Consider the following 23,065-nt stretch of genomic DNA (forward strand, 5'->3'; position numbering starts at 1 on the left):
ATATATTATAACTAAAACCCGAAAATTACAAAATGGTTTTTTTACCTATTTTATAAAGCTTTTAGTATAAATTGCACTAAAGGATTTCTTCTTTTTTTAAGTTCTTTTCACTCACCTTTTTTAAGATTAAGATTTTGCAAAGTTAGTCTGCCAAATGAATCGCGATGTAATCCGACTACTTCATTTCCAAATTTTGCAAACATTCTTTTAACTTGATGATATTTTCCTTCTGAAATTGTTAAGGATACATAAGTTGGGTTTATTATTTCTAGTTTAGATGGTTTTATTTTTTCATCATTTAAAGTGAAACCTTTAGCAAAAACTTCAACTAATTCTTGCAAACAAGGTTCTTTTAATGTGACTAGATATCTTTTATCAACATGTTTCTTAGGAGCGAGTAATTCATGCGTTAACTCTCCATCATTAGTAATTAATAATAATCCTGTTGTATCTTTATCAAGCCTTCCTACAGTATGTATTCCTTTGATATTTTTGATATCTTCACCCAAGATATCAAATACTGTTGAATGCATCCTATCATCATTAGCACAAATGTATCCTTCAGGTTTATTTAGCACATAATAAACATACTTTTCACCCTTACTTATAGGTGTATTCTGATATGTTACAATGTCTTCTGAAGTTACATCTATATTATGAGTAACTACTATATCATTTACCTTAATTTGTTTTGTTTTAAGAAGCTTACTTGCTTGTGACCGAGTAATTTTAAGCGCGCTTGCAAGCATTTTATCTAAACGTGTTTTTTGCATTATTTAATTAATAAGTTATATAAGTTACGCTTATATACTTCTACTCCTGGTTGAGATAAAGGATCAATATCATATAAATAAGCTACAATAATAGTTACAACTTGCATATAAATAATTAAGCAAGCAAGTGAAATTTCAGAATAATCATTAAGTTCAATTTTGATATCAAAAGTATTTTGAATATTATGCATTGCTTCTTGATTTGATAATTTAGCTATTTTATCTCTATTTCCTAAGAAATCTAAAACATCATATTGTTGCATGTTGATATCAAAATTATCTTGAGATAAGTCTTTACTTCTAGAAATAAAAGTGGTGAAAATGAAATTATCTTCTTTGTCGCTTAACTGTGGAATCAAGCTATAGTCAAATAATTCTTCAAAAGCTACTAATCCCCTTTGATTCTTATTTAGTGAGGTATTGATTAGTAATGTTAGAAACTTACCCATAGAAATTAATGTTGGATCATTCATTAAAAAGTAAGTTACATTTCTATTAAGATAACGTGAAATAAAATAGATATATGTAGCTAGTAAACAAGCTGGATTATTTTCTCAATTCTCATCGCTTATAATAGTGTTAAAAGCTAGCACGTAGGCATTTAGCATCTCGCTTACATTAATTCCGCTAGCTAATAGCGGAAACATACATGTAGCTTCAAATAAAGCACTATAACGTGATGGAAGTGGTGCCTTCATGTTAAATAATGTGTATTTATTTAAACTAGCCATTTTATTTAGAGTATTTTCGTGAATATCTGTAGTAATATAAATCAAATCTGTAAGCATTATTGGATCAATTCCTGCATTTTTTAAATTATCTGTTAAAAGCTTACGATATTCTCTAAAAGCAATTGAACTTTCTAGCGAAATAGCAGATTTAGAAATATAGTTGATTGCAAAAATTTCATCTTTAAGGTTATATAGAGAAGCTACTAACTCTTCAGGATTGATATTACCTTGCGTAAACACTAATTCTATATCAGGTTTTAGCTCGCTATAAGAGTTATAAAAAATATCATAGATAGCTTTTGTTAAAATATAAGATTCACCATCTGCAACTACTACTAGTTTTTTAATCCCGTTACTTTTTAAAAAGCTGATAGCTGAAGCAAAATCCATTTTGTTGTTTTCTCAATAATTTTTAGCATACTCTTCAAGCTTAAAATTATATTCAGTATCTTTACCTTTTAAAATTTCAAATAAACTTTCCATTTTGCTTAAGCTATGTTGAAATTTCTTTTCTTTTTTAATGTTTGCAAGATTTTTAATATCTATATTTAATGATGAAAGTTTCACGATTATCTCCTATTAAGTTTAATTTTATCAATATTTTGACTTTAGGATATAAAAAAGCATTCCACAACTTGTAGAGTGCTTTTAAATATTATATTTTGAATGAATTTTAAATGAATGTTATTAATTATTTTTGTTAAATTTGTGTTTAATAGCGGATTATTCTTCAACTACTTCAGCAACATCTTCATCACTGTTACTTTGTCCATTAGTTCCAGCATTTGATGAAGCATTTTGTTGTGCTGCAGCGTTTGCAAAATTCTTAATTACTTCTTCAACTTGATCTAATTTTGTTTTTAAAGCTTCGATATCTTTTTTAGCAATTAAGTCTTCTAATTCTTTAACAAGTTTGTCTGATTCTTCTTTTGCTTTAGGATCCATCTTGTCACCTTGTTCAGCATTAGCTTTCTTAATTTGATCGATTAATGATTCAGCTCTAACAATTGTTTCAGCTTCTTCTTTACGTTTTCTATCTGCTTCTTTGTTTAATTCAGCTTCTTTAATCATCTTTTCGATTTCTTCTTCTGAAAGTTTAGATGAGTTTTGAATTGTAATTGATTGTTCTTTATTTGTTTTAACATCTTTAGCTGTTACTGTTGTAATTCCGTTAACATCGATTGAGAAACTTACTTCGATTTGAGGAATTCCACGGGGAGCAGCTTCGATACCTGTTAAGTTAAATTGACCAAGTAATTTGTTATCGTTAGCCATTTCTCTTTCACCTTGTACAACTCTAATTGTAACTTCTGTTTGGTTATCAGCAGCTGTAGAGAATACTTGTGATTTAGTTACAGGGATTGTTGTGTTTCTTGGGATAAGTGGTGTTGAAATACCCCCAAGAGTTTCGATTCCTAATGTTAAAGGTGTAACATCAAGTAATAAGATATCGTTAATATCACCAGCAAGTACAGCACCTTGAATTGCTGCACCAATTGATACAACTTCATCTGGGTTAATTGATCTGTTAGGTTCTTTTCCTAATGTTAAACGTACCATTTCTTGAACAGCAGGCATTCTTGTAGAACCACCAACAAGAAGAACTTCATCTAAGTCTTTAGCTGTAATTCCAGCTTCTCTTAAAGCGTCTTCAATAGGTTTTCTAGTTCTATCTAGTAAGTGTGAAGACATAGCTTCAAATTCACTACGTTTTAATTCTAATTCAACGTTTAATGGTCCTGCAGCTGTAACTGCTAAGAATGGAAGGTTAATTGTAGCTGTTGATTGGTTTGATAAATCAATCTTTGCTTTTTCAGCAGCTTCTTTTAATCTAGCCATAGCCATTTTATCGTTTCTAACATCGTATGAGTGTTGATCTTTAATCTTCTTGATTAATCATTCAACAATTTCATGATCTCAGTCATCTCCTCCAAGGTGGTTATCACCACTTGTTGAAAGAACTTCAAATGTTCCATTTTCAAGTTCAAGAACTGAAACATCGAATGTACCACCACCAAGGTCGTATACTAACACTTTCATTGATTTATTTGTTTTTTCAAGTCCGAATGCTAATGCAGCAGCTGTAGGTTCGTTAATAATTCTTAATACATCTAATCCAGCAATTTTACCAGCGATTTTTGTAGCTTCACGTTGAGCATTATCGAAGTAAGCTGGAACTGTAATAACTGCTTTTGTAACTTTTTTACCAAGTTTAGCTTCAGCATAATCTTTCATATATGAAAGGATCATTGCTGAAATTTCTTCTGGTTTGTAGTCTTTATTATTTACATGAACTGTTTTATCTGTACCCATTAATCTTTTGATTGATACAACTGTATTTGGGTTAGTTTCAACTTGTCTTTTAGCAGCATCCCCAACAATAATTTCATCACCTTTAAATGCAACTACTGATGGAGTTGTTCTTTTACCATTTGGGTTTTCTAACACAACTGGTTGTTTGTTTTCCATAACTGTAACAACAGAGTTTGTTGTTCCTAAGTCAATTCCTAATACTATTTCTTTTGCCATAATATAGCCTCCTAAAATAAATGAACTTTATTTAAGTTTAGGTAAATATTCATTTTAATATTCCCTTGAACTGATAATATTATACCACCATTTTAGCAAATACAATACACATTTGCTAAATTTTTTTAATTATTTTTTACTACTATAACACCTGCTGGTTTTACTAGTCTAGAATCGATTGCTAATCCTAAACGAACCACACGAACAATTGTGTTATTTTCTTTAGATTCATCGACTACAAAATCTAAAACTTCTTCTTTTTCAGGGTTAAATTCATTTCCAACTTGAGGTTCTACAATATAAGCTCCATTATCTTCAAGTAAGTTTGTAAATTGTTTTGCCACAATTGAAAATCCATAACAATAATTTCTTACTATATCATTATCAGAATTAGTCCCTGCATTTGTAGCAGCTAAAAAGTTATTAAATGGTTCGATGAAATCTTCAAAAAATCCTTGTAAAGCATATTTTTTAATTTCAGCTTTTTCATTTTTCATTTTTTCGTGTAAGTGAGCTTGCTCGGCTTCAAGTTTTTCTTTTGCTTTAGCTTGAAGTGATTCAAGTTTTTCCTTATACATATATTCGTCAACTAAAATTTTATGTTCTTTTTCAGCTAATTTAGCCTTTAGTTCAGTAACTTCAGCTTGAAGTTTAGCAATTTCTTCTTGATCTTGTTTAGAATCTTTAGCTTTAGCAGCGTGTTTTACATGAATTTCTTCAATGACAACTTTTGCTGTTTTACCTGCTAAATTTTCTAATGGATAAGTTTTGCTAAAACTTAATTTAACTTCTAGTGTAGGCTTAACTTTTCTATTAATTAAGTATTCATCAAAATTAGGAAGATATTGTTCTTTACCTAATTCAATACTTGTTTGTTTTGTGTATTCAGGAACAATTTCATCCCCTAAAAATAAAGTAAAGTTTCCTTTAATAACATCACCAACATTTAATTTAGTACTATTCATTTTTATCTTCCTTCTTTCTATTTAAGTAATTGTCTAAAATTTTTAAAGCAGAGCGCATCATATCATAGTTTGATGTTGTTGCACCAACTACAGAAATTTCAGTAATTTTATCTCCTGATTCAATTTTTTTAGACATATATGCACCAGAATCATCAATCATGATCTTGATTTTTTCATTTTCCTCTAGCTCAGTTTCGATGCTTTCTCAAACAGAGTGATTTTCAATTAATTCAATCATTTTGTTTAAGTTTTCACGATCGATTTTAGGACTTAGAATAATATTGTTTTTACCATATATATTATTTCTACTTTTTGTTCTAAATCCGATATTGTGGAACACATCTTCTACAAAGGAATTGATAAGTTCTTGATATTTTTTAACTGATTGAGCAAGTACATCTTTAAGTAGTTCTAAACGAACTGGAATTTCTTGTAATGGAGTATTAATCAATCTTTCTTTAAATATTTTGATAGCAATTCTAACGTCATTCATTTTGAAGTCTTTATCACTGATATTCAAAATTTTAGAAAATACTTCACCTGAAGAAATAACCATAACAATTGTTGCTTTAGTTTCGCTTAGTGCTACTAGCTCAATACTTTTTAATTCCATATCATGCACATCTGATTCTGTAGTAATCATCGTTAATCCAGTCATATCAGAAATGATTTGAGCTGCTTGATCTACAGTTTCATCAATGCTTGTATTTTTGTTAGCAAGTATTGCATCTAATTTATCTTCAAAACGTGTTGGAACTAATGCAGATAAATATTTAGCATAATAATTTAACCCTTTTAATGTAGGTATTCTTCCACTTGTATGTGCTTCTTTTTTAAGGTATCCAAATTCTTCCAAATCATTCATTATGTAACGCATTTTTGCACTAGAAAAATTAATTTCTGAATGAAGTGGAGCATAATTGCTTAATAAAAATGAAGATGAAATAGGTTCACCTGTTTCTATATAAGCTTGCACTGTGTATTTGAGCACTGGTTCATATTTTTCACTTAATCTTTCTTCTGTTTTCATAGACTAATTTTACCACATTATTTTTATTTTTAGCAAATAAAATCCTAATTTGCTAAATACTTGCTAAAAGAAAAAGTTACCTTATATAAGGCAACTATTTACTTGAATAACCAAATTTTTCTAGAGCTTCTGGATCATCATTTCATTTTTTAGCAATCTTAACTTTAAGAGTTAAAGTAGTAGGAACATCAAATTGATGTGCAATTTTTAAACGAGCATTTCTACCAATACGTTTAATTTTTTCTCCACCACTACCTATAACCATACCTTTTTGAGAAGCTTTTTTAACATAAATAATAGCATCAATGGTAATTCGATCATCTTCTTCAATAAACTCTGTTACTTCAACTGCGATTGAGTGAGGTAATTCTTCATAAAGTTCATTAATAGCTGATTCACGAATGATTTCTTTAGCTAAAAATCTCATAGATTTATCAGTGATGTATTCAGGATCGTATTGAGCTTCACCTTTATATGTGTATTTTTTAATTTCTTTAATTAAAGCTGAAACAGATTTGTGATCGCTTACATCTGTAGCGATGATATTTTCAAATCCGTGAGCTTGTAATTCTTGAATTTTTTCAACTAAAATTTGTGGCTTAGATCTGATTTTGTCGATTTTTGAAATAACTGCAATCTTGTTTTTAGCATTGCTAATTTTTTCAAGAATCATTTCATCACCTTTTCCAATTTTTTCATCAGCTGGAGAAAGGAATAATACTACATCAACATCTTTAACTGCGTCATAGGCGTTTTTGTTTAAAGCTTCACCTAATTTATTTAATGGTTTATGAATTCCAGGAGTATCAGTGAATATAATTTGTGTATCATCATCGGTATAAATACCAGTAATTTGATCTCTAGTAGTTTGTGCTGTGTCAGTTACAATTGCGACATTGTATCCTAGAATTGCATTTAATAATGAACTCTTTCCAACATTTGGTCTACCAACTATACTTGCAAAACAAATTTTCATAATTATTTAATTGTAATTTCTTCTGCTCTGATACTGAATGGAACAAGTTCTTCAACTGTGTTTACTCTAAGGCTTTTTCCATCGTTACTGTATTGGTAAACTTTAGCATCTAATGGCATGAATTCTGTCATTACTTGTCTACATCCAGCACAAGGGCTAATGATTTCATTTTTACCACTAATGATGTGAATTTCCTTGAATTTTCCAACTTTTCCACCGTAAGCTACAGATCCAAACATTGCACTTCTTTCAGCACAAAGTCCAGATGGATAAGCTGCGTTTTCTACATTTACTCCGTAGTATTCTGTTCCATCTTCAGCAACTAAAATAGCTGCAACTGGGAATTTAGAATATGGTGCGTAAGAATATTTTAATAAGTCTCTTAATTTTTCAAAAGTCATTTTTATTATCTCCTTAATAAATTTGTGAGCATATAATCCTTACTTTAGTCGCCTTTAACCGACATGCTCGAATTAATCTTCTTCTCTAGTAATTTTTAATGGATTAAATATTGTATCCACTATAGCATTCATTTCTTTACGTTCATCTTCAAGTTCGTGATCGTAACCCATTAAGTGCACTAAACCATGAGCAAATAAGTAGCAAAACTCTCTACGAACTGAGTGTCCAAACTCTTCTGCTTGTTTTTCAACTTTTTCTCAGCAGATAACAAGTTCTCCAAGATGAAGAAAAGGCATATTTTCAGCAAAATCATCGAACCCAAAATCAAATGATAAGATATCTGTAACATAATCCTTACCTCTATATTCTGCATTAAGCTCTCTGATTTTCTTAGGCGAAACTATAGTAACATCAAGTAATACAGGTTTCTCAATGTCAAAATATTCTTTTAAATTTTTAAGAATTTGTTCCATTTCATCTTTATAAATAATGGCTCTTTTAATTCTATTACGTACTGAAATTAAGTTTTTGTCTTTAATATTTGATAATTTAAGCTCAGAGATACCAAAATCCATTTGCTTTAATATGCTATCGTTCATAATTCTCTCCTATTTTGTATAAAATTATTATACTTTTATTTTAGTAATTTAATATTTCTTTTTTATACATATCAAAATATTTTTAAGCTTATTTTATAGAGAAAAAATGTAATTTAATACAGTTATATCATTCATTTTAATACTTACTCTTAATTCAGCAATATTATTTTGAGTCAGAAAGAATTTTAATGCTTCATTATCTACTGAAATCAGTGTACCTTCAACTCTTTTTGCTTCTACTGCATAGCTATAAAGCTTGTCGTTATAGTTAAAGTTTATTGTAACTTGATTACTAGGTAATTCTTCAGGTGTAACATTGTATAAATATAAATCTTCACCTTCGTATCTTAGCAAAGCATCTTTATATGTTTCAAGTTTTACAGTTACAACTAAATATAGGATCAAAATAAAGAGAAAGAAAATAATTATGCTAAGAATAATTTCTAATCAGTAACTATGCACTCATTTCTTGTACATCGATTACCTCACTTTCAGGATATAAATAACGACTATTATGGCTTATTTCTAGTACCATTGCATTTTTCAACTCTTTTTGAAGTTTCCTACACAAAACTTCAAAAGTATAGTTATCTAAATTTTCAAAAGCTTCATCTAACATAACTACATCATAAGGAATTAAAAATAAACTTAATAAGGCAATAAATTGCTTTTGCCCTGAAGATAAGCTCGACATCGATATATTTCTAGCTAAATTTATATTTAGGTGCTGCAATAAATCATTTAACCCTATATGATTGATTAATTCGTTAAATTGATCAATATTATTGATACATAAGAAATCTAAAACAGAAATCTCTAAATTATTATCCTTACCTATATAAATAACTTTAGATTTATACATAGCATCAAGAAATGGATTGACTTTTTGACCATTAATCAGTATTTCACCATCATCAACTTGTTTTGAACCACTTAAAACTGCACACAATGTTGTCTTACCACTTCCGTTATTCCCTACAATGTGATAGTTTTTATCAATTACAAATGATTTAATATTTAATGCCTTGTTTATATGAGAATCTGTGTATGAATATGTTGCTGAAGCAAGCTTAATATTTTCTATTTTCTTATCTACAGTTTTGGTTTCTTCTATTATTTGATCATCAAGTTTAAATATTTTTAACATACTATAACTTTTTCTAAATTCACTATAAGAAGAAACTAAAGGAAGTATGTTTTTTATAGGTCTAGTAAATAAAGAAGCACCTGTAAGAAAGAATATTAAATTAACTATGTTAAGTTGGTTTTCTCAGATTTGAAACGATCCTATTAATAAGATGCATAATGGAGCAACTACATCCAAAGTCGCTAACATTGTATCTAGAGTTATACTCTTTGTTTTAAAATTCAAGATTTTATCATTCATACTTTGGTATGACTGATAAAGTTTGTTATATAAGTCTTCCTCTAAGTAATAATTGTAAATATTCTTTATATGATTATAGTAATTGTTAAAAGCATTATCAGTTGTGATATTTTGTTGTAATAACTTTGGAAATTCCTTATCATAAATACTTTTAGATAAAAAACTTAGTAGCAACGTTAAAGCTGAATAAACTGCTATTACTATCATTAAATATAAGTTGATATTTCATAATAAGATTAGAGCTAAAACTAGGGTAACCAAGCTAGAAATAACTTCAGGAAGAAAACTAATTTGAAATTGAATAATATTTTCAAATACTCCGATTCTATTTTTAGCTTCTAAAACAGTTAATTTATCAATTACCTTATAATTTTTAAATTTTAGCTCCTTAATAAAATCTAAAGTAACTCTTTCACGCCTTTGTGCTAGGATTTTTTGTAAAATCTTTTGGCTTAAATTTTTTAGTGAGAAATTTAGCAAGACTATAAATATAAAAACTAAACCTATGTAAATAAGATGAATATTAAGCTTATTAGGAATAATCTTTTCTAGGATTATCTTATTGAAGTATGGGAGCGAAAATAAAATTAAGATTTCACATAATAGCGCAATTAAATAAAATGTTGAAAATTTATCAAATCTTAGTCAGGAACTTGCAGATACTTCTTTATGTACTTGAAGGCTTTCTTCTATAGGTTTGAAGTCTATGAGCAAGTTGAAAAAGTTTTCTTGGAATTCTTGATGTTTATATGAAACATTACCAAATGTTGGATCATAAACCTTAATTTTGCTTTTAGTTACTTTTTTAATAACAACCATATGTGTGTTGTTATCTTTTTTTATTAGTGCAGCAATTGGAAAGACACTATCATATAGCTTTAGCAACCTATCAAAGTCACAGTTAAAAACATCTATCCTAAATGAATAGTTCTGTGCCAGTGCTTCAAAATCAGGAATAGATATTCCTGTATCAGTATATTTTGCATTTAATTTTAGTTCGTTTATGTCGATTGAATTGATGTTATTTCGATCATAAAATCATTTCAATACGAATAATGAGCAATCTCTAATATCTACTTGTTTTTCTTTCATACAACTTATAAATTAAATTTGCCTATAAGCGAACAAAAAATGAACAAAAGCCCTAATTTTCTATATAATTATGTTATAAAAGCGAAAGGAGATTATTATGAGTAATAAAGTAGTAGCACTTGCTAGTGACCACGCTGGTTTTAAACTTAAAGATGAATTAGCTACATACCTTAAAGAAAAAGGTTTTGATATCGTTGATTTAGGACCTTCTACAGATGCAAATTCAGTTTCTTACGCATTAATGGGAAAAGAATTAGCTAACTATGTAGATGAAGCTAAACCAACATTTGGAATTGGTGTTTGTGGAACAGGTTTAGGAATTTCTTATGCTTTAAACAGACACAAACACATTAGAGCAGCTAGAGTAACTTCAGTAGAAGACGCACACTTAGCAAAACAACACAACAATGCTAATGTTTTAGTATTCGGTGGTCGTCAAGTTACTTTAGATGAAGCTAAAGCAATGGTTGATGAATATCTTAAAACTGAATACGAAGGTGGACGTCACCAAGCAAGAATTGATGAATTGGACGAATAATTATGGCTGAAAAAAACTTAGAAATGAACGAAAAAGAAGTTAAAGAACTAGCAGCTGTTTGACACGTTTCACAACACCCAGATGGATGAAAAGTTATCAGACAAGGTGGCGTTAAAGCTATCAAAACATTTGATACACAAAAAGAAGCTATTGAATATGCTAAACAATTAGCTAAAAATAATGAAGGTAGATACCTTATCCACAGTCAAAAAGGTAAAATTAGAGCTGGTCAAAGCTTTAAAGATAAATAATAAAATAACGCCAATGCGTTATTTTTGTATTAAGATAAAATTTAATTATGAATAAATCAAAAATAAGCTTAAAAAACATAGCAATCTTTTCCGTGCAAATAATCCTATTTATAGGGTTATTTGCAGGGATTACTATGTTAATTTTAAATGTAGATCGTCGTTATGCCTATTTACTACTATTCCTTCTTTATTTCATAAATGTTATCTTTGTTTTTGTGATTTATGCGCAAAATAGAGAACACGAAGCTAAATTTAGCTGGATTTATTTAGTCCTACTTATTCCTTTTATCGGCCATGCTATTTTTATTGGTTATGGGATGATATTTAGAAATAATTACGAACTTGCTATTAATGAAAATCCTAAATATTCTCTTAAATCCTATAAAGAACTTATTAACTGTAATAACTCAGCAAAACACATTTCAATGTTAAAACGTATGGAAAACATTAACCAAAATATAGTTTTACCTTGCAATTTTGATTTCTTTGCTGAAGGATATCGCTTTTATGATGATTTATTTGATGCTTTAAACCAATCACAAAGAAGCATTTATATTGTTACCTATATCATTAAAAAATCTGAAATATCAAAAGAATTTTTACACATTTTAGAAGAAAAAGCTAATCAAGGCGTAAAAGTTAAGTGGTTAGTTGATGATTTTGGTGCTATGGCATCTCAAAAGAAATTACTTAGACAACTAAATAAACATCCTAATATTGAAATTAAGTTGATTGGTAAGATTTATTATCCATTTATTAATGCAGCTTCATTTTCAAGAAACCACCAAAAATTCATTATTATAGATAATGAAATTGTCTTTTCAGGTGGGAACAATATTTCGGATGAATATGCTTCCATGTCTAAAAAATATGGGCACTGAATTGATTTAAATTACAGAATCACAGGTCCATATATTAATGCTTATATCATTCACTTTATCAAGTTTTGAAAAGTTATCGCTCGTAAGGACATTGATATTCAAGCATCTTTATATATTGATGATGCTAAAGAATATAAAGACTCAGCTTTATTAGTTACTGAATCGCCTTCTTATTCACATTCTGAAGCAGAATTATTCTTCTTAAAAATGATTCCGAACGCTAAAAAGAGCATTAAAATTGCTACACCATATTTTTCAATTACACGTGCTTTAGAAAAACAAATAATCCTTGCTCTTAAGAGTGGAGTAAAAGTTATCTTATACTTCCCTGGTCTTCCTGATAAGAAGTTGGTACACAAAATTGGTATTTATCAATTAAGCAAATTGATGGAATATGGGTTAGAAGTTAAAATCTATGAAGATCACTTCTTGCACACTAAAGCAGGATTAATTGATGATGAATATGGATGAGTCGGAACAAACAATTGAGACTCACGTAGTATGTTTTCTCAATACGAAACAATGGACATTCTTGCTGGTGAATCTATCAAAGAACTTTGTGGAATTTTCCACAAATATGAAAAAGATAGCAAAAAAGTGGAACATTTTCCAGAAATTTGTAAAAAACCTAATGTAATTGAAAAATTTCTATATGATATAACTAAACCACTGATATAATTTAAAAGTACAAAAACGAAAAAGAATTTCAGTTTATAAACAAAAGATACTTAAATACTATGGAGGGACACTAATGAAAGAATTTTCATGTAAGATTGTCGACCCAATTGGGCTACACGCAAGACCTGCTACACTAATAGTTTCTACAGCTACAAAATTCAAATCCGATTCAAAATTAATTTACAACGGACGTGAAGCTAATTTAAAATCTATTATGAACATTATGGCCTTAGGTGTTAAACATGGAGCCGAAATTACCGTTAAAGTTTCTGGTGAAGACGAAGCTGATGCAGTTAAAGCTATTAAAGGTGCATTAGAAGCTAACGGACTTATATAATAAATATCACCCTAATTATTTAGTGGTGATTTTTTTGTCCAAAAATGGCAATAAAAAAATGCGAATATCGCATATTCTGGTGCCCAAGACAGGATTTGAACCTGCACGGATTGCTCCACTAGATCCTTAGTCTAGCGTGTCTGCCGATTTCACCACTCGGGCTTGTTGTTAATATTATATTATAAAATTTTAAAATCTAGAAGAAATTAAGCACAAAATTACTAATTTTTAGGGCTTTTTTATCGGCAAAAAAGTCTAGATTTCCTAAAAAATATTGCACTATTTTAAATTTAATTAGTAAAATACATATATGGGATTTTTTACAAAATTAAAAGAAAAAGTTTTTACTAGAAAAAAAGATGTAGAAACTATTAATAAAGAATTAGATGAAAAAGAAGTTAAAGAGATTTTAGCTTCTGAAAAATTTAAAAAGTATGAAACAGGATTAAATAATGCTTCTTCATTCGGAAAGAAACTTCTAGAAATTCAAAACAAGCACGTAAAAATTGATGAAGATTTCTTCGATGATTTTGAAGAATTGTTAATTATGTCAGATATTAATGCTTCTCTTGTAGATGTTATGATTGAAAAAATCAAACAAGAGATCAGAGCAAACAACATCGATGATCCAAAACTTATTGGTGAATTAGTAGCTGATATGATGTTTTCAATCTATGCTAGTGGCTCAATCGTTAACACTAATTTAAATTTTGAAGATGATAGATTAAATGTTTTTATTTTTGTTGGAGTTAATGGTTCAGGGAAAACAACTTCTATCGCTAAAATAGCAAATAAATACATCAAGGAAGGTAAAAAAGTGCTTATTGCAGCTGCTGATACATTTAGAGCTGGAGCAGTGAATCAACTTGGTGTGTGAGCAGATAGAATTGGAGCAGCTATTGTTAAACCTGATAAAGAAGGCGCAGATCCTTCTAGTGTTGTATATAAAGCTATGGAAAAGGCTAAAAACGAAAATTATGACTTATTAATCATTGATACAGCAGGTAGATTACAAAACAAAGTTAACCTTATGAAAGAGCTTGAAAAAATGATTGGTATTATCCATAGATTTGAACCATCAGCACCTCATGAATCACTTTTAGTATTAGATGCTACTACAGGACAAAATGGGTTATCTCAAGCTAAACATTTCAAAGATATAGCTAACTTAACAGGTATTATTCTAACTAAGATGGATGGAACTTCTAAAGGTGGAATTGTTCTTTCTATCAAAGATGAATATGATATCGATGTTAAATATGTAGGTCTAGGAGAAGGACTTGATGATCTTCAAGAATTCGACCTTGAAATGTTTATTTACCAAATGACTAAGGATTTAATCCATGAATAACAAATCAATTGAAAATATCGATAGATATACAGCATTATTTGATAAATACGGAAACTTATTAACGCATAATCAACAACAAGTTTTTAGACTTTACTACGAACAAGATTTATCATATGCAGAAGTTGCTGAAATTCTTGCAACTACTCGTTCAGCAGCTTATGATACTCTAAATAAAGCAATTAAAAACTTACTTAAATATGAAAAACAATTAGAGAATGAATAAGAACTATTTATGATAATTGTTTTTAAAATTTAAGCCTATTACAAGGGCTTAATTGAAAAGATGGCATCTAATATTGGTGCCATCTTTTCAATTAAAACTTTTTAAAAAATATCGGGATAATTCCCGACTTTTTTCTTATTTATTCATTAATTCATCTTGCTTTTCTTTAGTAATTGCATCAATTTTAGCAATTTCTTTATCAACTTCTTTTTGAATTCTATCTAAATAATTCTTTTGAACATCTTCTGATAATTCTTCATCAGCTTTTATTGCTTTATTAATGTCTTGACGTGCATTACGAACACCAACTTTAGCATTTTCAGTTAATTTAGCTAATGATTTAGTCATTTCCTTACGTCTTTCAGTTGTAAGTGTTGGGAATGTCAGTCTAATTTGACTTCCTTCATCAACTGGAAGAATACCTAAATTAGCTTTTTCTAAAGCTTTAGCAATTTCTTTAACTGATGTGATGTCGTAAGGCTTGATTAAAAGTTGTTGTGGTTCAGGAACAGAGATGTTAGCTAATTCTTCAAGTGGTGTTAAAGTATCGTAGTAATTAACTCTAACTCCTTTAATAATTTGAGGGTTAGCTCTTCCTGTTGAAATTTTAGATAACTCGAAACGATAGTGTGAAATAGCTTTATCACATTTTTCTTCAAGTTCTAATAAGTACATTTCTAATTCCATTATTTAATTACCTCCGTATGAGTAATTGTTCCTTCTAGTGCTCTAACTATTGAATTTTCTTCAAGTAAGTTAAACACGATTAAATTAATATTATTATCTCTTGCCATACTTGTGGCTGTTAAATCCATAACTTGTAATTTCTTTTCAAGAATTTCATCATAAGTTACAGTGTCATAACGTCTTGCGTTTGGGTTTTTCTTAGGATCTGAATCATATACTCCGTCAGTTCCATTTTTTCCCATTAAAATAACTTCAGCCCCGATTTCAGAAGCATATAATGTTGCAGCTGTATCGGTTGTGAAAAATGGTCTACCTGTACCACCAACAAAAATTACAACTTCACCTTGTTCTAAATATTTTAAAGTTTTTTCATTTACATAGTTTTCAGCTACTCTTTGGTCGATATTAAGTGAGCTTTGAACTCTAGCTTTTAAGCCAACTTGTTCAAATCCACTACATAATGCAAGCCCATTCATAATTGTAGCTAGCATCCCAATGTAATCAGCTCTATTTCTGTTGATTCCATTTTTTTCAGCAGAAGCACCTCTTCAGAAGTTACCTCCACCAATTACGATTGACACCTCAACTCCTTGAGATACAACCTCTTTTAATTGATGAGCAATGTTAGAAACTAAATCATAATCGATTGCTAAATGTTTTTCTTTATTTGCAAAACCTTCACCTGAAAGTTTTATTAAGATTCTTTTATATTTGATCATTTTTCACCTCTTAATTAGTTATTGTTTATATTTTATATTAAAAATACTTATATCTTAACTCCTAAATACTTTTTTTATTATATGTATATAGCTATAAACATCATTTTTTGAGATATTTAATCTAGCTTAGTAACTCTGAATTAAAAATTTGCTTTTATTTTACAAATAAAGTTGTTTTGATTTTTATATCTTAAAAAATACTTATAAAACTCTCCTATAGTACTAAAAAATGTAAATGTGGAACAAAATATGGAACATGCTGTGTTTTTTCATTTTTCAGCAAAAATGTTTATAATTGTATAACAATTAAGACGAAATGGTTACATTACCATTTTTATTAAATTTACTATTAGAATAATCATTCATAAGAAAGGAATTATTAATATGGAACAAAAAGAAAGATACCTATTCGCAATCGACTTAGATGGTACAACATTACAATCAAGTGCGACAGGTGCTATCCACGATAGAACTGTATCAGCTATTAAAAGAGCTACAGAAGAAGGACACGTTGTATGTATCCTAACAGGAAGACCTTGAAGAAGTACTAAATTTATTTATGACACTTTAGGTTTAAACACAATCGTTTCTAACTTTAACGGAGCTCACATTCACCACCCTTATAATCAAGAATTTATCCCTTACATCAAATACTTAAACTTAAACGAAGCTTTATACATTATTGGAGACCCTTTAGTTCAAGCTGAATTAACTAACCTCGCAATCGAAGGGCCGGACTGGGTACAATTAGACCACCGTGATGAAGAATTAGAAAAAGTATTCGGATTCAAAACAAGTTCAAAACTTCAAATCGGACTTAACTACCACAAACTACCTTTAATGCCTACAGGAGTTATCTTTGATGTTAAACCTACAACAAATGTTGAATTTTTAAGAAGATACCTAAAAGCACGTTACGGAGACTTAGCAGAATTTTCATACTGATCAAAAGGTGAAGGACTTACACCGGTATTTGATATCACAAATACTCAAGCAAACAAAGGTAAAGCACTTAGCTTACTTATCCGTTACTACGACATTAAAATTGAAAACACAATTGCTATGGGAGATGGATTTAACGATGTGCCTATGTTTAAGATCGCTAATGTTTCAGTAGCTATGGCTAACGCATCAAAAGATGTTAAGAAATATGCTTCAATTAAGATTTCTAAAACAAACAAAGAAGGTGGAGTTGGAGAATACATTCACAAATTCTTAGACAACCCTAAAGCAGAAATCGAAAAATCAAACGCAAGAAAAAGAAAAGTTCAAGCTGTTGAGGAAGAATAATAATGAAATTTATTGATGATATTAATTTATTTGAATTAGATGAGAGTGAAGTTATCGGTGTAGACGAAACTGGTGTTGGAGACTACTTTACACCACTAGTTTCTTGTGCTGTATATTTACCTAACAGATTGAAGAAATTCGTCTTGGATTTAGGAGTAAAAGATTCTAAGAAGATCTCAGATGCAAAAATTAGAACACTTGCACCTAAATTAATGGAGTTTCTTCCTTATTCAGCCTACATCTTGTCACAAGCTGGCTTTAATAAATTAAGTAAGAATCTTAATAATAATGAATTGAAATTCTTCACTCATGCTTGTGCTTTATCAAATTTACATCAATATCATGCTGCATCAACTAAAGCAAATGCAATCGTGATTGATAAGTATTCAACAACTAATTCAATCTTAAAATATCACAATAAAATATTTTCAAATAATTGGGCCAACATTTATGAATATGACTTGCCTACATTGTTAATTGAAAAGGCTGAAGATGTTCATTTGGCAGTTGCCTGTGCTTCAATTATTGCTAGATTCAAATTACTTGAGTATATGGATGTGCAAGAAAAAACTTGAAACTTTCACTTTAATTTAGGTGCAAGCAAACAAGTTAAAGAACAAGTTAAAGACTTTGTTCTAACATTTGGTGAAGACTCTCTTGCTCAAGTATGCAAACTTAATTTCAAAGTAAAATAATCGCATTTCTAATGCGATTTTACTATACTTTTTGAGCTAATTTAATACAATTAAATTAAGACATAAACATAACTAGGAAAGGTGCAAAATGAGCAAAAAAATCGACATTAAAATCAGAGATTTTGATAATCTAGAAATCCAATTAAATCAAGATGCTAGTGCTGGAGATTACATTTCTCTTCTTGATCTGGGTTCAGATAATATCTCTATCTTATTTGAAAAATACAAGGAGCAAAGTTCATCTTTTATCTCTAAAATTAAGGAACAAGTAATTAAAGAATACACTGCAAACTTATCTAAACAAGTTGAAGTTGTTGAACTTATTTCTCAAAAAGAACAAGAATATAGAGCTAAATTAGAAGCTGAAGCTGATAAACTACAAAAAACAAATTTAGAACTATCTAAAAAGGAAAATGAGCTTAATGCTTTAAACAAGCACCTTGAAGAACTAAATAAATCAATCGATACTAAAGTTAAAAAAGAAGTTCTTGAGACTGAAGTTAAACTTAAAGATCAAATTAATTCACTTCAACAAGAAATCAACAATTCAAAAAATGAAAAAGAATCCTTAATTAATCAACACAAAATGCAACTTCAAAATATTAGCGAACAAATGCAAACCATTGTTGAAAATAAGGTTCTACAAGTAAAAAATGAATTACAAGATAAGGTTTCTAAAGCTTTAGAAGCAGAAAGAATTAAGCTTATTTCTCAAGGAAAACAGGAACAAAAAGAAATAGATCAAGCAATTAATCAAGAAAAAGTTAGTGGACTATTAAAACAAATTGATGACTTAAAAACAGAAATCGCTCACACTAAGGAAGAAAACACAAAACTTACACAAGCCAAATATATGCGTTCTACAAAAGAGCTTGGAGAAGATTTTGAAAAATCTATTATGGATTCTTTAAATGAAAACTTTGGTTTCGACTCTCATATTAGATTTAGCAAAACTACTAAATCAAAAAATAGTGAAGGTAAAGATACCAACAAGAGTGATGATGATGCAACTAAACCAGATTTTCTAATTGAATTTTTAAGCTATGAATCAGGTAAAGAAAACCAAGTCATAGGATCAATCGTAATTGAAGCTAAAGATCAAGCTAGTGAATTAGGAAAACAAAAGAACTCTGATTTTTATAAAAAACTTGAAAAAGATCGTTCAAAATATAAGGCTGATGTCGCTTTCTTAGTTACAACACTAGAACCCAATGAAAATTACCTAGTTAAAAATGTAAATGAATATCCAAACATCCTTCAAATGCGTTTTGAAGCTATGCCTCAAATGATTAAAATTTGACAAAGACTATTTTATGAAAAAAATAAGCTTAATCACTTGGACATAGCTTTAGAAGCTAAAAACACATTACTTAAAAAGTTTGATGAATTTAAAGAAGAATTTTCTTCAATGAATGTTCGTTTAGTTGATGAAACAATAACAAACATGCTAAAACAAGTCGAAAATTTAACACAAGCTACAAATAAACTTAATTCTTTAATCGAAGAAGAGCTTAAAGGTAGATTTAAACGTCTTGTAAGCAAATTTAATTCATTTAGTCTTCTTAAAGAAATTAAGAAATCTAATCTTAGTGACGAAGAATTTAGCAGCATTAATCTAATTGAGCACACGATGAAGGAAATTCCTAATATTCAAGATGCCGAAATAATTGATGAAGAATAGAAATTTAACCTATAGCTCTATGCTATAGGTTTTTTGTATAAAAAACTAGTAGCTTAAACCACTAGTTAATTTTAATCTTTCTTATATTTATTTACTTTTACACGTTTTACTTTAGGAATATTAAGCACCATTGTAAATTCGCCTTTGATACTATCTAAAGCTAAGAATTGTTCATATAATTCTTGCCCTGTTCCAAAGAATCATTCCTCATACATTTTAGTTAGTTCTTTTGCTAAACAAACTTTTTCTTTTCCACCGAATACAGTATTAATATCCTCTAATGTGGAAAGTAATTTATGTGGTGATACATAAAAGATATATGTCCCTATTTCTAGAGTTGAAAGTTGGTTTATTCTTTGTTGACTTTTATCCTTGATAAAACCTAAAAAACTAAATTCGTTTGAGAAGTTTGAACCAACAAATGCTGTTATAGCTGCATTAACACCGGGAATTATTTCAACTTCAACACCTGCTTCTTTAGCTTGAGCAATAGCTTCAAACCCAGGATCTGAAACAACAGGCATTCCAGCATCAGAGACTAAAGCTATATCGTTTCCATTTTTAATTAATTCAAGTAGACCTTTTGATGAGCTTTTTTCAGTGAAGTTATTATATGTTAATAACTTCTTATTTTTGATTTCATATTTTTCTAGTAACTTATGTGTTACTCTTGTATCTTCACAAGCAATGTATTCTACTTGATTAAGAATACGTAAAGCTCTTAAAGTGATATCTTCAAGGTTTCCAATAGGTGTTCCTACTATATATAATTTAGCCATAATACTCCATTAATTTGTTTAACATAATTTGTTTTTGTAGTTCAAAGATAGCTTGTCTTTTAATTTTGTTGATGAAATCATCGATATCAACAACAAAATTAATGATGTTGTTACACTTATGATATCATTCATCACTTAATTCACTTAACTCTATGATTAAGTCGTTTTTGTCTTTCATATAACGTAATTTACCTAATAACATAGCCTTTAAAGTTAAGAGAATAAATTTAGACATTTGCAATTTTTCTTTATTAAGCACACCATCTAAATAGATGAATAATTCTTCAGGTTTATCAAATGATCTTTTAATAGCATTTATTAGCATTCTGAGTTCAAAATTAGCTGCTGAAAAGAAATCTTCTTCATCATTTTCTATAAGATTTGGATTTTTAAATAAGTAAGCAAGTAACAAAGCAATATCTTGTTGTTGTATTTCACTAGGTCAGCTAGCGAAAATTTCTTGATAACTCATGTTTTCAACTTTTATTACTTGAGCACGGGAAATAATAGTATCTAAAAGAGCATTAATATTGTTTGAAGTCAACACAATTATTAAATCCTCGCTAGGTTCTTCAACCGACTTTAAAATTGAGTTTAGCCCATTGAGAGAGGTATTTTCGATGTTTTTAATAACTAAGATTGAGTATTTATACAATCTTTTAGTAGTGCTTGCAAATGATAATGCATAAAAAGCATTATCTAATTCATCTTTTTTAATACTTTCTTCGCTACCATCTAGGAGTAAAACATTTGGAGTAAGGTATTCTAATGTAGAGACTTCCTTATTACCATTAATTGCATTAATAAAATTTATAAGATCGTTATCAAATGAATAATTTTCTTCACCTTGTAATAAAAATAAATGATTTAACTTACCATTACGAGCTAAATCATTTATATTTTCAAGTATCTTAGTTTGTAGCATTCTTTTTTAAGAAGGCGATAAATTTAGGGTGTTGGTGAAGTTGATTGATAATATCTTGAAGAACTTCTTCTTCTGTTTGAGTTGCATCTATAACCATAAAACGTTGAGGATCTTCGTTGATTAGAGTTAAGTAACCTTTATAGACAAGGTTATGAAATTCTAATTTTTCTTGTTCCATTCTATCTTCAACAAGTCTTGTACTTTCGCGTCTTGCTTTTGATTCTTCTGGTGTTAGGTTTAAAAACACTGTAATATCAGGTAATGTGTTATTTATAACGATATTAGTAATAGCTTTTGCAAATTCTATACCAAGTTCTCTTGCAAATCCTTGATATGCATAAAAACTATCAACATATCTATCACACACAACTAATTGCCCCTTTTCAATAGCAGGTCAAATAACCTTTTCTAGGTGAATTCTACGACTTGTTGTGTATAGTAAAGCTTCAGCAACTGGAGAAAGATCAGAAGATTTATCTAAAATGATTTCTCTAATTTTTTCAGCCTCTTTAATATCTCTTCCACCTGGTTCTCTAGTTCATAGTACACTAATTTCAGGATGTAAATCAGCTAATTTAGCTACTAATTTTTGTGTGATGGTTGTTTTTCCTGATCCATCAAGTCCTTCAAACGATATAAACATAGCAACTCCTTTATTTTTGTCTATTATTCAAAGCGAACTTAATAGTTACTTCATCCATATAATCTAATGAAGCACCTAGTGGAACCCCGATAGCTAATTTAGTAACATTTAAGTTTTCTTTCCCTAATTCAATTTTTAAAATTTGACTAGTTATTTCACCCTTTAGTGTAGGTGAAATCGCTAAAATGATTTCATTAAAACCTCTCGCATAAGCAAGAAAGTCTTTAATTTCTTTTTGATATTTAATTACATCTTTTTCTTTTTCAATTAAGAAAGGTAAGATATAGTATTTTCCTTTATAAAAACCTGCATCTTCAATTTTTTGCATTGCTTGTAGGTTTTCAATAATAAGAAGCGAATTATCACGCCCCTCATCATCACAAATTGTACATTTATCCTCATGCATTAAACTACTGCATATTGGACAAAATTTAGTTTCAATTTTGATGTCTTGAATTAATTTACATAATTCATAGACATCATCTTGTTCTGATTCTAGAATCCAGTAAACAATTTTCTCAGCTTGCTTTTTACTGATTCCTGGTATTTTTTTTGCCTTTACAATAAAAGCATTAATATCATCAGTATAAAACATAGTTAACTAGAAAGGCATTCCCGGCATTGCTGGAGCTAGTTTTTCAGTTTCTTCTTTGATTAGATCAATACCTTCGTTGAATGCAACTACAAGTAAATCTTGTAATAATTCAATATCATCTGGGTCGACTAATAATTCATCTAGTTCAAGTGATACTACTGAGTAGTCACCTTTCATTGTAAGTTTAATTCCTTGTTTTTCAATAACAAATTCTTTTTCTTCTAAATCTTTTTGTTTAGCTTCAAGTTCTTTTTGCATTGTTTTAATTCTTCTTAAAAAGTCTGGTGACATATTCATAGTAATCTCCT

26 protein-coding genes and 1 tRNA gene are annotated in these 23,065 nt (G+C 29.2%); 9 read left to right on the forward strand and 18 right to left on the reverse strand.

Annotated features, from left to right (window positions below; translation table 4 throughout):
* Positions 1 to 50: 50 nt before the first annotated feature.
* The 10 genes from ACX1M8_RS01005 to ACX1M8_RS01050 all read right to left on the reverse strand — a co-directional run bounded on the left by ACX1M8_RS01005 (position 51) and on the right by ACX1M8_RS01050 (position 10,484).
* The gene (locus ACX1M8_RS01005; RefSeq protein ID WP_458836612.1) at positions 51 to 773 is read right to left on the reverse strand and encodes a pseudouridine synthase; all 723 of its coding nucleotides are present in this window, start codon (positions 771 to 773) and stop codon (positions 51 to 53) included.
* Positions 773 to 2,071 carry a glucose-6-phosphate isomerase gene (locus ACX1M8_RS01010; protein ID WP_458836613.1) on the reverse strand — a complete coding sequence of 433 codons (1,299 nt, stop codon included), beginning with the start codon at positions 2,069 to 2,071 and terminating at the stop codon, positions 773 to 775. Before ACX1M8_RS01010 ends, ACX1M8_RS01005 begins: the two co-directional genes overlap by 1 nt.
* A gap of 156 nt (positions 2,072 to 2,227) precedes the next feature.
* On the reverse strand, positions 2,228 to 4,033 hold the full coding sequence (gene dnaK / locus ACX1M8_RS01015) for a molecular chaperone DnaK (RefSeq protein ID WP_458616276.1): 1,806 nt from the start codon (positions 4,031 to 4,033) through the stop codon (positions 2,228 to 2,230).
* A 125-nt stretch (positions 4,034 to 4,158) separates the two neighbouring features.
* On the reverse strand, positions 4,159 to 4,998 hold the full coding sequence (locus ACX1M8_RS01020) for a nucleotide exchange factor GrpE (protein WP_458798046.1): 840 nt from the start codon (positions 4,996 to 4,998) through the stop codon (positions 4,159 to 4,161).
* Positions 4,991 to 6,028 (reverse strand): heat-inducible transcriptional repressor HrcA, encoded by a 1,038-nt coding sequence (locus ACX1M8_RS01025; RefSeq protein WP_458616278.1) that lies wholly within the window; start codon positions 6,026 to 6,028, stop codon positions 4,991 to 4,993. The genes ACX1M8_RS01020 and ACX1M8_RS01025 overlap by 8 nt, the downstream gene beginning before the upstream one ends.
* A gap of 94 nt (positions 6,029 to 6,122) precedes the next feature.
* Complete coding sequence (gene era, locus ACX1M8_RS01030; RefSeq protein WP_458616279.1) at positions 6,123 to 7,004, reverse strand: GTPase Era; 882 nt, start codon at positions 7,002 to 7,004, stop codon at positions 6,123 to 6,125.
* Between the two features lie 2 nt (positions 7,005 to 7,006).
* Complete coding sequence (cdd, locus tag ACX1M8_RS01035; RefSeq protein ID WP_458616280.1) at positions 7,007 to 7,405, reverse strand: cytidine deaminase; 399 nt, start codon at positions 7,403 to 7,405, stop codon at positions 7,007 to 7,009.
* Positions 7,406 to 7,477: 72 nt separating this feature from the next.
* Complete coding sequence (gene ybeY, locus ACX1M8_RS01040) at positions 7,478 to 8,005, reverse strand: rRNA maturation RNase YbeY (RefSeq protein WP_458836614.1); 528 nt, start codon at positions 8,003 to 8,005, stop codon at positions 7,478 to 7,480.
* Between the two features lie 93 nt (positions 8,006 to 8,098).
* Complete coding sequence (locus tag ACX1M8_RS01045; RefSeq protein ID WP_458836615.1) at positions 8,099 to 8,482, reverse strand: MAG1140 family protein; 384 nt, start codon at positions 8,480 to 8,482, stop codon at positions 8,099 to 8,101.
* Positions 8,460 to 10,484: an Mbov_0121 family peptidase domain-containing ABC transporter gene (locus ACX1M8_RS01050; RefSeq protein WP_458836616.1), complete on the reverse strand. Its 2,025-nt coding sequence runs from the start codon at positions 10,482 to 10,484 to the stop codon at positions 8,460 to 8,462. The genes ACX1M8_RS01045 and ACX1M8_RS01050 overlap by 23 nt, the downstream gene beginning before the upstream one ends.
* A gap of 97 nt (positions 10,485 to 10,581) precedes the next feature.
* On the opposite strand from ACX1M8_RS01050, the gene ACX1M8_RS01055 reads away from it, so the two are divergent.
* The 4 genes from ACX1M8_RS01055 to ACX1M8_RS01070 all read left to right on the forward strand — a co-directional run bounded on the left by ACX1M8_RS01055 (position 10,582) and on the right by ACX1M8_RS01070 (position 13,169).
* On the forward strand, positions 10,582 to 11,022 hold the full coding sequence (locus ACX1M8_RS01055; RefSeq protein ID WP_458616284.1) for an RpiB/LacA/LacB family sugar-phosphate isomerase: 441 nt from the start codon (positions 10,582 to 10,584) through the stop codon (positions 11,020 to 11,022).
* Positions 11,023 to 11,024: 2 nt separating this feature from the next.
* Positions 11,025 to 11,273: a DUF2188 domain-containing protein gene (locus tag ACX1M8_RS01060; RefSeq protein WP_458616285.1), complete on the forward strand. Its 249-nt coding sequence runs from the start codon at positions 11,025 to 11,027 to the stop codon at positions 11,271 to 11,273.
* A 134-nt stretch (positions 11,274 to 11,407) separates the two neighbouring features.
* Positions 11,408 to 12,832: a phospholipase D-like domain-containing protein gene (locus tag ACX1M8_RS01065; RefSeq protein ID WP_458834735.1), complete on the forward strand. Its 1,425-nt coding sequence runs from the start codon at positions 11,408 to 11,410 to the stop codon at positions 12,830 to 12,832.
* A gap of 73 nt (positions 12,833 to 12,905) precedes the next feature.
* Entirely contained in the window at positions 12,906 to 13,169 is a 264-nt protein-coding gene (locus ACX1M8_RS01070; RefSeq protein WP_458798050.1) for an HPr family phosphocarrier protein, read from the forward strand.
* 77 nt (positions 13,170 to 13,246) lie between these two features.
* Here ACX1M8_RS01070 and ACX1M8_RS01075 read toward each other — a convergent pair.
* Positions 13,247 to 13,331: transfer RNA gene (locus ACX1M8_RS01075), tRNA-Leu, on the reverse strand.
* Positions 13,332 to 13,479: 148 nt separating this feature from the next.
* On the opposite strand from ACX1M8_RS01075, the gene ftsY reads away from it, so the two are divergent.
* Together ftsY and ACX1M8_RS01085 are read left to right on the forward strand one after the other, a co-directional pair.
* On the forward strand, positions 13,480 to 14,520 hold the full coding sequence (gene ftsY / locus ACX1M8_RS01080; RefSeq protein ID WP_458616289.1) for a signal recognition particle-docking protein FtsY: 1,041 nt from the start codon (positions 13,480 to 13,482) through the stop codon (positions 14,518 to 14,520).
* Positions 14,513 to 14,743, forward strand: a complete 231-nt coding sequence (locus tag ACX1M8_RS01085; RefSeq protein ID WP_458616290.1) for a sigma factor-like helix-turn-helix DNA-binding protein — start codon at positions 14,513 to 14,515, stop codon at positions 14,741 to 14,743. The genes ftsY and ACX1M8_RS01085 overlap by 8 nt, the downstream gene beginning before the upstream one ends.
* A 135-nt stretch (positions 14,744 to 14,878) precedes the next feature.
* On the opposite strand, the gene frr is transcribed toward ACX1M8_RS01085, so the two are convergent.
* The gene (gene frr / locus ACX1M8_RS01090) at positions 14,879 to 15,430 is read right to left on the reverse strand and encodes a ribosome recycling factor (protein WP_458616291.1); all 552 of its coding nucleotides are present in this window, start codon (positions 15,428 to 15,430) and stop codon (positions 14,879 to 14,881) included.
* Entirely contained in the window at positions 15,430 to 16,149 is a 720-nt protein-coding gene (gene pyrH / locus ACX1M8_RS01095) for a UMP kinase (RefSeq protein WP_458616292.1), read from the reverse strand. The genes frr and pyrH overlap by 1 nt, the downstream gene beginning before the upstream one ends.
* Positions 16,150 to 16,533: 384 nt before the next feature.
* On the opposite strand from pyrH, the gene ACX1M8_RS01100 reads away from it, so the two are divergent.
* The 3 genes from ACX1M8_RS01100 (at position 16,534) to ACX1M8_RS01110 (ending at position 19,815) form a co-directional block, all read left to right on the forward strand.
* Positions 16,534 to 17,439 (forward strand): Cof-type HAD-IIB family hydrolase, encoded by a 906-nt coding sequence (locus tag ACX1M8_RS01100; RefSeq protein WP_458616293.1) that lies wholly within the window; start codon positions 16,534 to 16,536, stop codon positions 17,437 to 17,439.
* Positions 17,440 to 17,441: 2 nt separating this feature from the next.
* Positions 17,442 to 18,134, forward strand: coding sequence for a ribonuclease HIII (locus ACX1M8_RS01105; protein ID WP_458834734.1), 693 nt, complete (start codon positions 17,442 to 17,444; stop codon positions 18,132 to 18,134).
* Between the two features lie 88 nt (positions 18,135 to 18,222).
* Positions 18,223 to 19,815 carry a DUF2130 domain-containing protein gene (locus tag ACX1M8_RS01110; protein ID WP_458836617.1) on the forward strand — a complete coding sequence of 531 codons (1,593 nt, stop codon included), beginning with the start codon at positions 18,223 to 18,225 and terminating at the stop codon, positions 19,813 to 19,815.
* A 71-nt stretch (positions 19,816 to 19,886) separates the two neighbouring features.
* On the opposite strand, the gene rsmI is transcribed toward ACX1M8_RS01110, so the two are convergent.
* Genes rsmI through ACX1M8_RS01135 form a run of 5 tightly spaced genes read right to left on the reverse strand, consistent with a single transcriptional unit; the run spans position 19,887 to position 23,054 of the window.
* Positions 19,887 to 20,594, reverse strand: coding sequence for a 16S rRNA (cytidine(1402)-2'-O)-methyltransferase (gene rsmI / locus ACX1M8_RS01115; RefSeq protein WP_458836618.1), 708 nt, complete (start codon positions 20,592 to 20,594; stop codon positions 19,887 to 19,889).
* On the reverse strand, positions 20,587 to 21,519 hold the full coding sequence (locus ACX1M8_RS01120) for a DNA polymerase III delta subunit-related protein (protein WP_458836619.1): 933 nt from the start codon (positions 21,517 to 21,519) through the stop codon (positions 20,587 to 20,589). The genes rsmI and ACX1M8_RS01120 overlap by 8 nt, the downstream gene beginning before the upstream one ends.
* Positions 21,506 to 22,162: a dTMP kinase gene (gene tmk / locus ACX1M8_RS01125; RefSeq protein WP_458836620.1), complete on the reverse strand. Its 657-nt coding sequence runs from the start codon at positions 22,160 to 22,162 to the stop codon at positions 21,506 to 21,508. The genes ACX1M8_RS01120 and tmk overlap by 14 nt, the downstream gene beginning before the upstream one ends.
* A 10-nt stretch (positions 22,163 to 22,172) precedes the next feature.
* On the reverse strand, positions 22,173 to 22,757 hold the full coding sequence (locus ACX1M8_RS01130) for a hypothetical protein (RefSeq protein ID WP_458616299.1): 585 nt from the start codon (positions 22,755 to 22,757) through the stop codon (positions 22,173 to 22,175).
* 6 nt (positions 22,758 to 22,763) lie between these two features.
* Positions 22,764 to 23,054, reverse strand: a complete 291-nt coding sequence (locus ACX1M8_RS01135; protein ID WP_458798057.1) for a YbaB/EbfC family nucleoid-associated protein — start codon at positions 23,052 to 23,054, stop codon at positions 22,764 to 22,766.
* Positions 23,055 to 23,065 lie beyond the last annotated feature (11 nt).

This window comes from Mycoplasma tracheobuteonis (genome assembly GCF_054456995.1).